The organism is Acinetobacter sp. YH12155 (assembly GCF_013418255.1).
GTDB lineage: Bacteria > Pseudomonadota > Gammaproteobacteria > Pseudomonadales > Moraxellaceae > Acinetobacter > Acinetobacter indicus.
On record NZ_VPCK01000032.1, the window covers coordinates 1 to 12422 of the forward strand.

The following is a 12422-nucleotide window of genomic DNA, read 5'->3' on the forward strand; positions in this document are numbered from 1 at the left end:
TAAAGCACGTAGTCTTCATGGATTTCTGAGTGGAATTTACGCCTCACTATGTGCATATCAATTAACCCATCAAAATAAGCCAACAATTCAAATTAAGGAATCATCGGCTTAAGCAGGATCCGGGTTATTTCTATTATTTTTCGTCCTGTATTCTCTTGAGTTTAACTTGATTTATTCACCTAAAAGAAAGAATGAAAATATGCAAATCCAACCCTTATAATCTCATACCACGAATATTTCACAAGAGTTTTTTCCATTATGTATTTCACTTCCTAATATCAGGGATAATCTAGTAGATAATATATAGATATTCTCAAGGAAAAAGCCCTATATAAATATCCACCCTAAAATTATCATTGCATCTATTTGATAAATGATTACTTACCTTTCATAAAAAAAACTTGTCAATAATATGAAGAAATAACATTTAAAATAAATTTCATCCAATTCATTCTACAAGAATTGGTTTAAAATATAAGCTTTGACCAACAAGTAAAAATCGAAAAAATATGAATTTTTAATTTTTGTTACTTTTTTTAACATTTTAAATTAACGCAAACTTCAACAAGTTTTAATCCAATCTATAAATTACTGTAATCCCTAAAAAAATATTCATATATTTGACCCTGCAAAATCATAGTTTTTTATCTAAAAATCACCCCTATATCAGCAAAAAACCTTATTTCCCACTGACTTCATCAGTGAATTTGATGGTTTTATGTTAAGCTCTAGCTCAATTGCTGAGGCAAGGTCCATTTTTGGACTCACCTACGTACATCTTTTTATGCTGTGGATCAAATATCGGCTAGATATTTAAACACCAGATTTCTCATTTTCTGCAGCTTTATGCTCTGCCTGTTTTAGAGCCTTAGTCCGTCACCAAAAGATTTGTTTTTTTAAAATAAAGGTGCCTCGCTTAAGGAGTAATTATGTTTCAATTCACTAGTACAACCACTGTACTATTGATGGTGCTTTTTTACGGCATTACCTTTCTACTGTCGTTACGTATTAAACAAAAAAATGAAAATGTCGATGGCTATATGGTCTCGAATGGTTCTATTGGCTTTGGTATGTCTGCGGCCAGCATGACCGCAACCTGGATTTGGGCAGCGTCATTCTATGCAGCTGCCTCTTCAGGTTATAAATACGGCGTTTCCGGTGCCTTGCACTACGGCCTCTGGGGCGCGCTGATGATTTTGTTTATTTATCCTTTTGGTAAGCGCTTTCGTGAGTTGGCACCCAATGCACATACGCTGGCAGAAATTATGCATGCCCGCCATGGCAACCAGAGCCAGATGATTTTGGCAGGTTCCAATATTGTGGGAAGTGTCATCAGTTTGATGGTGAATTTTACTGCAGCAGGTGCCTTGGTCGAAATTTTATCTCCCCTAAGCTTTGTACATGGCGTCTTGATCACCGGGATTGGTGTGCTGTCTTATACCCTCTGGTCTGGCTTCCGTTCCTCTGTATTTACCGATTTTGGCCAGCTGGTGGCGATGATCGTGGCGGCGGTGATCATTATCCCAACGCTGTTCTTCACTTTGGGCGGACCGTCCCTGTTTCAAACGGGTATTCACAACCTGCAGCCTGAACAGCTCGATTTCTTCTCTAAAACTGCATTTCTAGAACAAGGTGCGCCTTTCTTCGTCGCAGTCCTGGCGTATGCCATCGGTAACCAGACCATTGCCCAGCGTTTATTTGCGGTACGGGAAGACTTGATTAAACCCAGTTTTATTACGGCGACGATTGGTTATGCCGCGATTGTGATCGGGTTGGGGATGCTCGGCTTACTGGCCTTGTTTGCCGGAATTCAACCGATTGATGGCAACTTGAATAACCTGATTCCACAAATGGCAGCGACGTATCTCTCTCCATTTATGGTGGCCCTGTTATTTATCATGGTGATCGGTGCGCTGTCTTCAACGGCTGACTCGGATCTGTCTGCGTTATCTGCGATTGTGATGACTGACATTTATGGAAAACAGATTGCCAAAAACCAACCTAATCCCAAGAAAATGCTGTTTATTGGTCGTATAACCATGATTGTCGCCACCATGCTTGGGATCATTATCGCCACTTTAAAATTTGACATTTTATCAATGCTGATTTTTGTGGGTGCACTTTGGGGGTCTATTGTATTTCCGGTAATTGTCAGCCTGTATTGGGACAAAGTGAATTCTCGTGCCTTTAACTGGTCGGTCGGGCTCGCCTTCGTCAGCTTCCTGATTGTCCGTTTTGAATGGATTCCAATTCAGGGCTTGATTGCGCTTGCCTTTGAGCTACTTGCAACCCTGGGTATTGGTGTGGTGCTGGGTCTGATGACCTTTGGTTTCTTCGGCAAAAAAGTCGGTTTGGTGGTGGGTATCTTGGCCAGTATTGCCTTCATGCCATGGACCATCGGCTTCTTGCGTGAATACGGCACCTTATTAAGTTCACTGACTGCTTATGGCAGTAGTGCTCTGGTCTGTACTGTTCTGACCTTGGTCTACAGTAAAGAACGATTTGATTTTAAACAAATCAACAAGATGGTGATTGAATTTCACCAGCTATCTGAGAAAAGTAAAAAAGGAGATTTCAGATGACTAGTCAATTATTGACCCTATATGTACTTTTTTGGCCGTTGATCGCAAGCCTGGTCTTGTTCACAATTTGCTTGAATGTCTATAAAGATGCACAACAAGCCAAGGAAACTGGTGAAGGGCTGGTGTAATTTTAACTCTTCATGAAAAAGCAGGCTCATTTGGCCTGTTTTTTTATGGCCGTTTCATATTGTTTGAATCACTTGTCTATATTGAGGAGCAAGATTTTTTCTGCTTTTCATTCCCATGACAATTCATGTCGCCTCACTCTAGTACTGGGCTTGGTTTTTTGGCATGATGCAAAGCAGTAAATAATTGAATAATGATAAATGACACAGATGCGTTGGTTAGAACTGCTTTCGACAGTTCGGATTGGTAGTAAAAAGCAAAGTACTGAACAGGCGCGTAGCCCGTTTCATAAAGATTATGACCGTATTATTTTCTCGCAGAGTTTCCGGCAGCTGAACCGCAAAACCCAGGTCCATCCGCTTACCCAACATGATGGTATTCATACCCGCCTGACCCATTCGCTGGAAGTGTCCTGTATTGGCCGTTCACTGGGGATGCTGGCAGCAGAAAAAATCAAGGATCAACTGCCTCCGTGGATTACCCCGGCCGATGTCGGCGCGATTATTCAGGCTGCCTGTCTGGCGCATGATATTGGCAATCCGCCTTTTGGTCATGCCGGTGAATATGCCATTCGTGAATGGTTTGATGATGCCTCGCATACCGACTTTTTAAAGGACCTAAGTCCGGAACAGGAAGCCGATGTACGCCAGTTTGAAGGCAATGCCCAAGGCCTGCGCCTGCTGACCAAAATTGACTATCATCCGCATGATGGCGGTATGCGTCTGACCTATGCCACCTTGGGTGCCTATTTAAAATATCCGTGGCTGTCGAAAACCATGGCCTCGCAGGGCAATCGTCCGGCCAGTCAGCGCGCCAAATTCGGTTGCTATCAGGCAGAAAAAGACATTCTGAAACAGATTGCCGAACAGCTCGGCCTGATTGAAATCGGACCTTATCGTTATTGCCGCCATCCGCTGACCTATTTACTCGAAGCCGCAGATGACATCTGCTATGCGCTGATTGATCTGGAAGATGGCATTATCCTGAACATGCTCAGCTATGATGAAGTCGAGCCGATTTTCCTGAACCTGATTGGCGATTATGGCATGCCGGAAGAACTGTCTTTGGACAGCACCACCTGGCAGCAGAAAATTGCCGCGCTACGTGGCCGGGTGATGAAACGTCTGGTCGATGAAGTCACCAGTGCCTTTGCCAAGCAGCATGACCAAATTCTTTCGGGCCAGCTGAAAGGGACCTTACTGCAATATTGCTCGGCCGATATTGAAATTGGCATTAACCGGGCCAAAGAACTGGCGCGTGATAAAATTTTTGAACATCCGCAAAAAGCCGGTCTGGAAATTATTGCCCATCAGAGCCTGCAAAGTATTCTGGATGCCTTTATTCCGCTGACCACACCGCATAAAACCTTAAGCTTTAAAGAGCAGCGGCTGATGGCGATTTTGCAGCGTTCCGGTGCCCATTTTGGTCCAGATCACTATGACAATATCATGCAGGTGCTGGATATTATCTCAAAATTCTCGGATCATCAGGCGTATAACCTGGCGCAGGAATTACAAGGCAATAAAGCCGGATTCTTTTAAGTACAGCCTGCCGTTTTGGGAGAACCTCCAAAACTGCTTTATACTTTTGCGCGTGCTGACATTGCTTGTGCAACACCCCGGCCCATCGGCTGTATATCGCAGAGCATCACAGAAAAGTGGATGACTTCAAGATGCAGACGACAGGCTCGGAACTGAAAAATTTAACCGAATAGAAGTGAATAAACTGAATGATTGGATGTCTGATTGGTGAGGTGTTTGCCCTCGAAGCCCCTACGGTCTTATTAAATGTCAATGGTGTGGGCTATGAAGTCGATACACCGCTGTCTACATTTTGCCAATTACAAAAAGGCCAGAAAGTCACCTTATGGACCCATTTAGCAGTCCGTGAAGATGCTCAACTGCTATATGGTTTTCTTGATGCGCAGGAAAAAACCATTTTCCGCACCCTGCTCAAGGTCAACGGTGTTGGTCCAAAAATGGCACTCGGCATTCTGTCGACTTTAAGCGTCGACATGCTGATTCACACGGTTGAACATGAAGATATTAACACCCTGGTCAAAGTACCGGGTGTCGGCAAAAAAACCGCTGAACGACTGATGATTGAACTGCGCGACCGCTTTAAAGCGATGGCTGCCGGCAATACACCAAGCAACACCAGCAGCGCACAAATCCAGTTTATGGGGAACTCTGCCGTGGCCGAAGCCGAAGCTGCGTTACAGTCACTGGGTTACAAACCACAGGAAGCACAAAAACTGGTGAATGCTGCCAAAGGCGACTTCACCGAAGCCAGCGACATTATCCGGGCAGCATTAAAGTCGATGAACAAATAGAAAACTCTATCTTGCCTCAAGGCCAGCATGAGATACGCGAAAATGTCATTCGCAACTGTTTGGGGCAGGAAGTATTTGCACAAAAATCTTTCTGCGATATAGTCGAAACGAATCATCTTTTGACGAGTTTTGCGAATGACGATGGTTTTGCTTACTTTTGCCGAATGAGAAATATATTTCGCAAGGTAAGGCCAACCGCAGGTTATTCCCGAAATTTAATTTTCTTGGAACATCCGTCAAAAAGCGCTTTTGACGTCTGCCCCATTAAACTGTATTTACCTGAAGTTTACATAATATATGCAAGACCGTCTTATCAGTGGTTCTGAAAAACCCGAAGATCAAATTGATCGCGCCATCCGCCCCACCTCCCTCGATGACTACATCGGTCAACCGGTGGTGCGTGAACAAATGGAAATCTTTATTGGTGCAGCGCGCGGCCGCGGCGAAGCCCTCGATCATACCCTGATTTTCGGCCCACCGGGCTTAGGTAAAACCACCCTAGCCAATATCATTGCCCGTGAAATGGGCGGCAACCTGAAATCGACTTCGGGGCCTGTGCTTGAACGTGCCGGTGACTTGGCAGCCATGCTGACCAACCTTGAAGAAGGCGATGTACTGTTTATTGATGAAATTCATCGTCTGTCACCAGTGATTGAAGAAATCCTCTATCCGGCGATGGAAGATTACCAGCTGGACATCATGATTGGTGAAGGCCCGGCAGCGCGTTCGATCAAACTGGACTTGCCGGCATTTACTCTGGTCGCCGCCACCACGCGGGCCGGTCTGCTCACTTCGCCGCTGCGTGACCGATTCGGGATTGTGCAGCGTTTAGAATTCTACTCGGTGGAAGATCTGACCCATATCGTAAAACGTTCTGCCAGTTTAATGGATGTCCCGATGACCGAAGAAGGCGCGGCAGAAATTGCCCGCCGTTCCCGCGGCACACCGCGTATTGCCAACCGCTTGTTGCGCCGGGTACGTGACTATGCCCAGGTCAAAGGCACCGGCGAAGTCACCCATGCAATGGCCCAGCGCGCTCTGGATATGCTCAATGTCGATAAAGATGGCCTAGACACCTTAGACCGTCGCTATCTGTCAATGTTACTGGAACGTTTTGATGGCGGACCTGCCGGGGTTGAAGCACTGGCCGCAGCCATGGCGGAAGATTCAGGCACCTTGGAAGATGTGATTGAGCCTTATCTGATTCAGCAAGGTTATGTGATGCGTACCGCACGTGGCCGGATTGCCACCAATATGGCTTATTTACAGTTTGGCATGACCCCACCGGAACCCAAATAACAACCATCCCGGACCTTCATTGCCTGTGAGGTAATGAAGGTCTTTGATAAATAACAACTTGAATACATACTCGAACAACAATAATGATGACCGAACAACAACTAATTCAACACCTTCAGCAGCATTTTGATGAGCTGATAGAGCAATTGCAGCCAATCCGCCCCCTACCTTATGGCAAACCATTCCAGTTTTTCAGTGAATCTGAACTGAACTATCTGAACCAGCTTTTGCAAGGCGATCTCAGTCACTGGCTGAGCTTCGATTTTAAAAATGAACGCGGCAAAATCATTGATGCAGATCAAGCTGGCATTGAACAGATCGACCTGCATCGGCATGGGCACTGGTCTATCGACGCCATCCATTTTGATCAGCTATGCGCCATCCACTGGATTAGCCTGTATTTTTCCGAAGAACTTAAACCCTTTATTGAAACCTATACCCAACCATCCACTTCAGTAAAACCGAAACAGAAGCTTGCCCTGATTCTGACGTTACTGGCCGTGCTGGGCGGAATTGGTAGTTATCTGCTGCAAGACGCTGTAGGAATTGTCTTATCTGTGGCGGCATTCTTTCTTAGTATGATCTGGTATGGCTTACTCCAGCTACGACAATATTTTGCCAATAAACAGCCGCAGCAGTTTGAGCGAACTTTCGTGATCAGCAGCTATTTTGCCTTGCATCTACGTGATTATGCGGTGGAACGGCTGTACCTCGATCATCCGGACAGTGCCTAAAACCGCACTGGCAACAGTGCTATCAAAATTGCCAATGACCAAGCACAGGCGGCATGGCAAAAAAAGGCATAAATCACGTGTCAATTCACCTAATTCAACCTGTACCGAACGATAAATATCCAATCTCGGCTCTACATTCTTTATACCTTTGCCACTGGATTTGACACCTTGTGCCATAGGAGCAAAAAGTCATTATGCTAAACTGCAAAGCCAACCCAGTCGGGCATTTGACAGAACCTCAGACAACTTCAATCCAGTTCTGTACGGCCCTTCCAGACCAAAACTGAAAATTGTAATGGAACAGTATCATGGCGAATAAATTTGAATTTCAAATTCGTATCTATATGGAAGACACCGATGCAGGCGGGATTGTATACCATGCCAATCATATTCGTTTCATGGAGCGCACCCGGACCGAATGGCTGCGTGCTTCCGGCGTCGATCATTATTGGCATCAAAACGACTATAACTTTGTCGTGCATAAAATTAATGTCAAATATATGCGTCCAATCTTAATGGATGATCTGATTACTGTTACAGCAAGTGTTGTTTCGTGTAAAGCAACGTCATTTGTATTGCAACAAAATATTTATCGTGGTGAAATCATGCTTGCTTCTGGTGAGGTGGAATTGGCATGTTTAAGTTCTGAAATGCGTCCACGTCGCCTTCCGGATGAAATTCGTGGCCTGATTCTAAAAGAGCTAGGACAGGACCAAGACTAAAAACTTATGGCACTACGTAACTATGGCAACACAATTAGAATCATCTCTACAAGTCTCTGATCTTATTTTGCAGGCAAGCCCTGTGGTACAACTGGTCATGTTGGTGCTGTTACTGGCCTCCTTGTATAGTTGGTATCTGATCGCCAAGTTACATCTCAGTTATAAAAAAGCCCAGGCTGATGATGATCATTTCCAGAAAATCTTCTGGTCTGGTGCTGAATTAAATACGCTATATAACAACGCCCAACTCAATTCCAAACGCACCGGCCTGGAAGATATTTTCTATCAGGGTCTGGGTGAATTTCTCAAATTGAAAAAACGTCATGCCCCGACTGCACAAAGTCTAGAAGGTACCGAACGTATTTTACGTGTCGGTTTAAGCCGTGACCAAGGCCAACTGGAACAAGGCTTAGGCGCGCTGGCCAGCATTGGCTCTGTGGCACCGTATATTGGTTTATTTGGAACCGTGTGGGGCATTATGAATGCCTTTATTGGCCTGGCCGATGTCGATCAGGTAACACTGGCTACCGTTGCACCGGGGATTGCCGAAGCGCTGATTGCCACCGCAATTGGTTTATTTGCCGCAATTCCAGCTGTACTGGCCTTTAACCATTACACCGCCAAAGGTGAAAGCCTCTATTCAGACCGTGCCTTGTTTGCTGAAGAGATGGTGGCCTTATTACAACGTCAGTCTTTGGGTTCAGCACGGGAACATGACTAATGGCCATTCAACGTTCCGGACGCTTCGAGCGTATTAAAAAGCCCTTAAAAAGTGATATGAACGTGGTGCCTTACATCGACGTGATGTTGGTGCTGCTGGTCATTTTTATGGTCACTGCCCCAATGATTACCAGCGGCATCAATGTCGATTTGCCGCAGGCCAATGGCAATCCGATTGAATCCAAAGATGCGCCAGCTGTGGTCAGTCTGGACAAAGACGGCCAGTATTTTCTGAAATACAAAGCCCAAAACTCCAGTCAGCCGCTAACACTCAGTGAACTGACTGCCGTATTAAGTGAAGCACAGCAACAGGCGCAAGCAGAAAATAAAGAACTGCATGTGGTCATTGAAGGTGAAAAATCTCGTGCGTATGGCGAAGTCATGGCCCTGATGAGCAGCCTTCAGGACGCCGGTTTAACTCAAGTTGGCTTACTGACTGAGCCATTAAAGTAAATGATGAAAAGATTGCAAAAACCACCGTTTCAGCAAAAAGCACTGGCCATTGGCTTCACGCTCGGCGTGCATGTCATTGCCGTGGTGGGTTTACTTTATCTGGGCATGAGCCAGCCACCGGAGCCACCCAAACAGATTCGGACCGTGCTGATTAAACCGGAAGATTTACCCCCTGTTACCCGTGAAGAAACCGAGTTTGCTGAAACTGCACATGAAAATGTGGAAGCCGAGATTCAGCAAACCGCGACTCCGGTTGAAGATGCCCCGGTAATTCCGGTCGCACCGCCACCTCTGCCGCAACCAGAACCAGCCAAAGCTCAGGCCAGCAATACCGCAGCACAGCAACAGGCCGAACAGCAAAAACGCCTGGAAGCACGTGCACAAGCGGAAGCAGAAAAATTACAGGCACAACAGGCCCAGCGCGCCAAGGCTGAAGCTGAACGTAAAGCCCAAGCCGCTGAAAAAGCCAAGGCCACTGCACAGGCCAAAGCCGAGGCAGAAGCCAAACGCCGCAGCGAAGCTGAAGCCCTGCGTAAGGCAGAAGCAGCAGAAAAAGCCAAACTTGATGCACGTCGTAAGGCGGAAGCGGAAGCCAAACGTAAAGCCGAAGCGGCAGATAAGGCCAAGGCTGATGCGGCAGCCAAGGCGAAGGCAGATGCAGAGGCGAAACGTAAAGCCGATGCCGAAGCCAAACGTAAAGCCGATGCTGCGAATAAAGCCAAAGCAGAAGCAGCAGCCAAAGCCAAGGCTGAAGCGGAGGCCAAACGCAAAGCCGAAGCAGCTGAAAAAGCTAAAGCGGATGCAGCGGCGAAAGCAAAAGCCGATGCAGAGGCCAAAGCCCGCGCTGAAGCAGAAGCCAAAGCATCGGCGGCCAAACAGGCGGCTGAAGAAGCGGCACAAAAGAAAGCTGAAGCCAAACGGATTGCCTCTACAGCCAAACGCGATTTTGAAAACAAGATCCGTCGGGCCTGGGATATTCCGGTCGGCTCTTCTGGCAAAACTGCCACGGCACGGGTTACGCTAACCGACAGCGGTTCGGTAGCCTCGGTGATTGTGAACTCCAGTGATCCGGACATGAAAGCCAGTGTCGAGGCCGCGGTACGTGCCGCTGCACCCTATCCAATGCCTTCGGACCCGGATGCACGCCGTGAAGCACGCAGTTTTACCTCCAGCTTTACTGCCAAATAAGCTGACTCGCCATCCTGTCAAAAGCCGGGATGGCCTGTTATTTTTCAGTTACACTGCACAACAAGCGACAAAATTTTATTCACTTTTCACAGTGTTATAACAGTTTGGTCATAATTCTCTGCTTTAAATCTCAAATAAGCATGGCATTATGTAGAACAATCACATCAACAAGAATTATGTTTTGAGTAAATAGCGAATGATGGAAATGAAGCCTAAACATCTACTTTGCTTGGCAATTTTTACCGCTTTGGGTCCAATAATGGTCTCTCAAACCCATGCCCAGCTACATCTAGAAATTGCCAAAGCACCTGCAGAAGCCCCGAAAATTGCCATCATTCCGTTTAGTAATGATCAAAGCATTTACCCGATTATTGAAAATGACCTGAACCGTTCCGGCAAATTCACCAGCTCATCAAAAAACTTGCCGGCAAGTGCAGCAAATAATAGTCCTAATGCCGCTGCCTGGCAGGCCGCCGGTGTACCTTATGTGGTGACTGGTACCAGCAAGCCAACCGCAGATGGTGGCTTTGAAATTCACTATCAGCTGTATGATGTGCAAAAGCAGCAGTATTTATTAAACGAATTACTGACTGTACCGGCTTCACGTACCCGTCAGGCTGCACATATGATCAGTGACACCATCTATGAAGCACTGACCTGTATTAAAGGCGATTTCAGTGGTCGTATTGCCTATGTCTTGCGGAATCCGGCCACTCCGGAGCAGCGCTATACCCTGCAAATTGCCGACACCGATGGTGAACAGCCAAGAACCATTCTGACTTCACGCGATCCAATCTTGTCGCCGGCCTGGACGCCAGATGCCAAGAAAATTGCCTACGTGTCCTTTGAAACCAAACGCCCTGCGATTTATGTTCAGGATTTATCTACCGGTTCACGTGAAAAACTGGCCAGCTTCCGTGGCTTAAATGGCGCACCAAGCTTCTCTCCAGATGGTTCACGCATGCTGTTTACTGCTTCAATGCACGGCAATCCGGAAATTTACGAGATGGATCTGGGCACGCGTCAACTCAAGCGCATGACCAATGACAGCGCCATTGATACAGAAGCACGCTACGCACCCGATGGTAAATCGTTTATTTTTACTTCAGATCGTGGCGGCTCAGCGCAAATCTATCGCTATGACCTGAACACGGGCAGCAGCAAACGTCTGACCTTCCGCGGCGCATTTAATGCGCGTGGTACTTTAAGTGCCGATGGTAAAAAACTGGCGCTGGTTCATCGTCCAAGTGGCAGCAATTATAAAGTTGCGATTCAGGACATTAATACCGGCATTACCAATATTCTCACCCCAACCAGCCTGGATGAATCTCCAAGCTTCTCACCAAATGGACAGATGGTGGTCTATGCAACCCGTGAAGGTGCGCGTGGCCTGCTGTCCATTATGTCTTTAGATGGTCGTTTCCGTATGAATTTGCCAAGTGAACAAGGTGAAGTGCGTGAACCGGCTTGGGCACCAAAATAAGAGCAACTGAACAACCAAGTTTCATGGAGATGAAAATGAACGCAGTAAAATTATTTGTATTGCCTGTACTGGCCTCAGCGCTGGTGATGACTGGCTGTGCCAACCGTAAGCCTGCAACCGATGTTCAAGCAGGACAAACACCGACCTCTTCAACCACGGTCAATACACAAGGCTTAAGTGATGATGCAGCCTTGAATGCACAAAACCTGGCCGGTGCATCTGCCAAAGGTGTAACTGAAGCCAATAAAGCATTCTTGGCAAAACGTGTGGTGCACTTTGACTATGACAGCAGCGAACTGTCGAATGAAGACCTACAAACCCTACAGGCACATGCACAATTCCTGATGGCCAATGCCAACTCGAAAGTCGCGCTTACAGGTCATACCGATGAACGTGGTACCCGTGAATACAACATGGCCCTTGGTGAGCGTCGTGCCAAAGCGGTTGAAAGCTTCCTGGTCACCACAGGCGTGAATCCGGGTCAATTGGAACCGGTCAGCTATGGTAAAGAAATGCCGGTTAACCCAGGTCATGATGAAAGTGCCTGGAAAGAAAACCGCCGTGTTGAAATCAACTACGAAGCGGTACCACCTTTACTGCGTTAAGATTGCACCATTGAGCAGAGTTGCTCAATATAAAAAAGCGCTCCATCGGGCTAATGCCAGTCAGTTAAGCAAATTTTAGTAAAATGTAGTAAAAATGAGTGTATGTAAATACGCTCATTTTTTTATGTCTTTATCTGAACATTTAGAATCCACTCTTGAACATGCTCTCCCATCACTC

Annotated in this window: 12 protein-coding genes and 1 pseudogene; all 13 read left to right on the forward strand. The window is 46.5% G+C overall.

The annotated features are described in order from the left end of the window. Positions 1-112 (forward strand): annotated as a pseudogene (locus FTU86_RS13020) (IS982 family transposase); the annotation flags it as partial. An 817-nt stretch (positions 113-929) separates the two neighbouring features. Beyond that, the gene (locus FTU86_RS13025; protein WP_180048566.1) at positions 930-2582 is read left to right on the forward strand and encodes a sodium:solute symporter family protein; all 1653 of its coding nucleotides are present in this window, start codon (positions 930-932) and stop codon (positions 2580-2582) included. After that, complete coding sequence (locus FTU86_RS13760; protein WP_005176614.1) at positions 2579-2710, forward strand: putative transporter small subunit; 132 nt, start codon at positions 2579-2581, stop codon at positions 2708-2710. The genes FTU86_RS13025 and FTU86_RS13760 overlap by 4 nt, the downstream gene beginning before the upstream one ends. Before the next feature lie 198 nt (positions 2711-2908). Beyond that, positions 2909-4249: a deoxyguanosinetriphosphate triphosphohydrolase gene (locus FTU86_RS13030; protein WP_005176613.1), complete on the forward strand. Its 1341-nt coding sequence runs from the start codon at positions 2909-2911 to the stop codon at positions 4247-4249. 188 nt (positions 4250-4437) lie between these two features. Then, entirely contained in the window at positions 4438-5040 is a 603-nt protein-coding gene (ruvA, locus tag FTU86_RS13035) for a Holliday junction branch migration protein RuvA (protein ID WP_005176612.1), read from the forward strand. A gap of 297 nt (positions 5041-5337) precedes the next feature. Beyond that, positions 5338-6339: a Holliday junction branch migration DNA helicase RuvB gene (gene ruvB / locus FTU86_RS13040; RefSeq protein ID WP_005176611.1), complete on the forward strand. Its 1002-nt coding sequence runs from the start codon at positions 5338-5340 to the stop codon at positions 6337-6339. An 83-nt stretch (positions 6340-6422) separates the two neighbouring features. Then, positions 6423-7073, forward strand: coding sequence for a hypothetical protein (locus FTU86_RS13045; RefSeq protein ID WP_005176610.1), 651 nt, complete (start codon positions 6423-6425; stop codon positions 7071-7073). A 308-nt stretch (positions 7074-7381) separates the two neighbouring features. Continuing rightward, complete coding sequence (ybgC, locus tag FTU86_RS13050; RefSeq protein ID WP_005176609.1) at positions 7382-7795, forward strand: tol-pal system-associated acyl-CoA thioesterase; 414 nt, start codon at positions 7382-7384, stop codon at positions 7793-7795. Between the two features lie 22 nt (positions 7796-7817). After that, the gene (tolQ, locus tag FTU86_RS13055) at positions 7818-8516 is read left to right on the forward strand and encodes a protein TolQ (protein ID WP_005176608.1); all 699 of its coding nucleotides are present in this window, start codon (positions 7818-7820) and stop codon (positions 8514-8516) included. Beyond that, positions 8516-8968, forward strand: a complete 453-nt coding sequence (gene tolR / locus FTU86_RS13060) for a protein TolR (RefSeq protein WP_005176606.1) — start codon at positions 8516-8518, stop codon at positions 8966-8968. Before tolQ ends, tolR begins: the two co-directional genes overlap by 1 nt. A gap of 3 nt (positions 8969-8971) precedes the next feature. Beyond that, entirely contained in the window at positions 8972-10156 is a 1185-nt protein-coding gene (gene tolA, locus FTU86_RS13065; protein WP_180048564.1) for a cell envelope integrity protein TolA, read from the forward strand. A 199-nt stretch (positions 10157-10355) separates the two neighbouring features. Further along, positions 10356-11639, forward strand: coding sequence for a Tol-Pal system beta propeller repeat protein TolB (gene tolB, locus FTU86_RS13070; protein ID WP_373684807.1), 1284 nt, complete (start codon positions 10356-10358; stop codon positions 11637-11639). Positions 11640-11674: 35 nt separating this feature from the next. After that, positions 11675-12244 carry a peptidoglycan-associated lipoprotein Pal gene (pal, locus tag FTU86_RS13075; protein ID WP_005176597.1) on the forward strand — a complete coding sequence of 190 codons (570 nt, stop codon included), beginning with the start codon at positions 11675-11677 and terminating at the stop codon, positions 12242-12244. Positions 12245-12422 lie beyond the last annotated feature (178 nt).

Coding starts and splice junctions, on each gene's coding strand:
- FTU86_RS13030 (WP_005176613.1), top strand. CDS start 2,909: ATGACACAGATGCGTTGGTTAGAACTGCTTTCGACAGTTCGGATTGGT.
- tolB (WP_373684807.1), top strand. CDS start 10,356: ATGGAAATGAAGCCTAAACATCTACTTTGCTTGGCAATTTTTACCGCT.
- tolQ (WP_005176608.1), top strand. CDS start 7,818: ATGGCAACACAATTAGAATCATCTCTACAAGTCTCTGATCTTATTTTG.
- FTU86_RS13760 (WP_005176614.1), top strand. CDS start 2,579: ATGACTAGTCAATTATTGACCCTATATGTACTTTTTTGGCCGTTGATC.
- tolR (WP_005176606.1), top strand. CDS start 8,516: ATGGCCATTCAACGTTCCGGACGCTTCGAGCGTATTAAAAAGCCCTTA.
- pal (WP_005176597.1), top strand. CDS start 11,675: ATGAACGCAGTAAAATTATTTGTATTGCCTGTACTGGCCTCAGCGCTG.
- tolA (WP_180048564.1), top strand. CDS start 8,972: ATGAAAAGATTGCAAAAACCACCGTTTCAGCAAAAAGCACTGGCCATT.
- FTU86_RS13025 (WP_180048566.1), top strand. CDS start 930: ATGTTTCAATTCACTAGTACAACCACTGTACTATTGATGGTGCTTTTT.
- ruvA (WP_005176612.1), top strand. CDS start 4,438: ATGATTGGATGTCTGATTGGTGAGGTGTTTGCCCTCGAAGCCCCTACG.
- ybgC (WP_005176609.1), top strand. CDS start 7,382: ATGGCGAATAAATTTGAATTTCAAATTCGTATCTATATGGAAGACACC.
- ruvB (WP_005176611.1), top strand. CDS start 5,338: ATGCAAGACCGTCTTATCAGTGGTTCTGAAAAACCCGAAGATCAAATT.
- FTU86_RS13045 (WP_005176610.1), top strand. CDS start 6,423: ATGATGACCGAACAACAACTAATTCAACACCTTCAGCAGCATTTTGAT.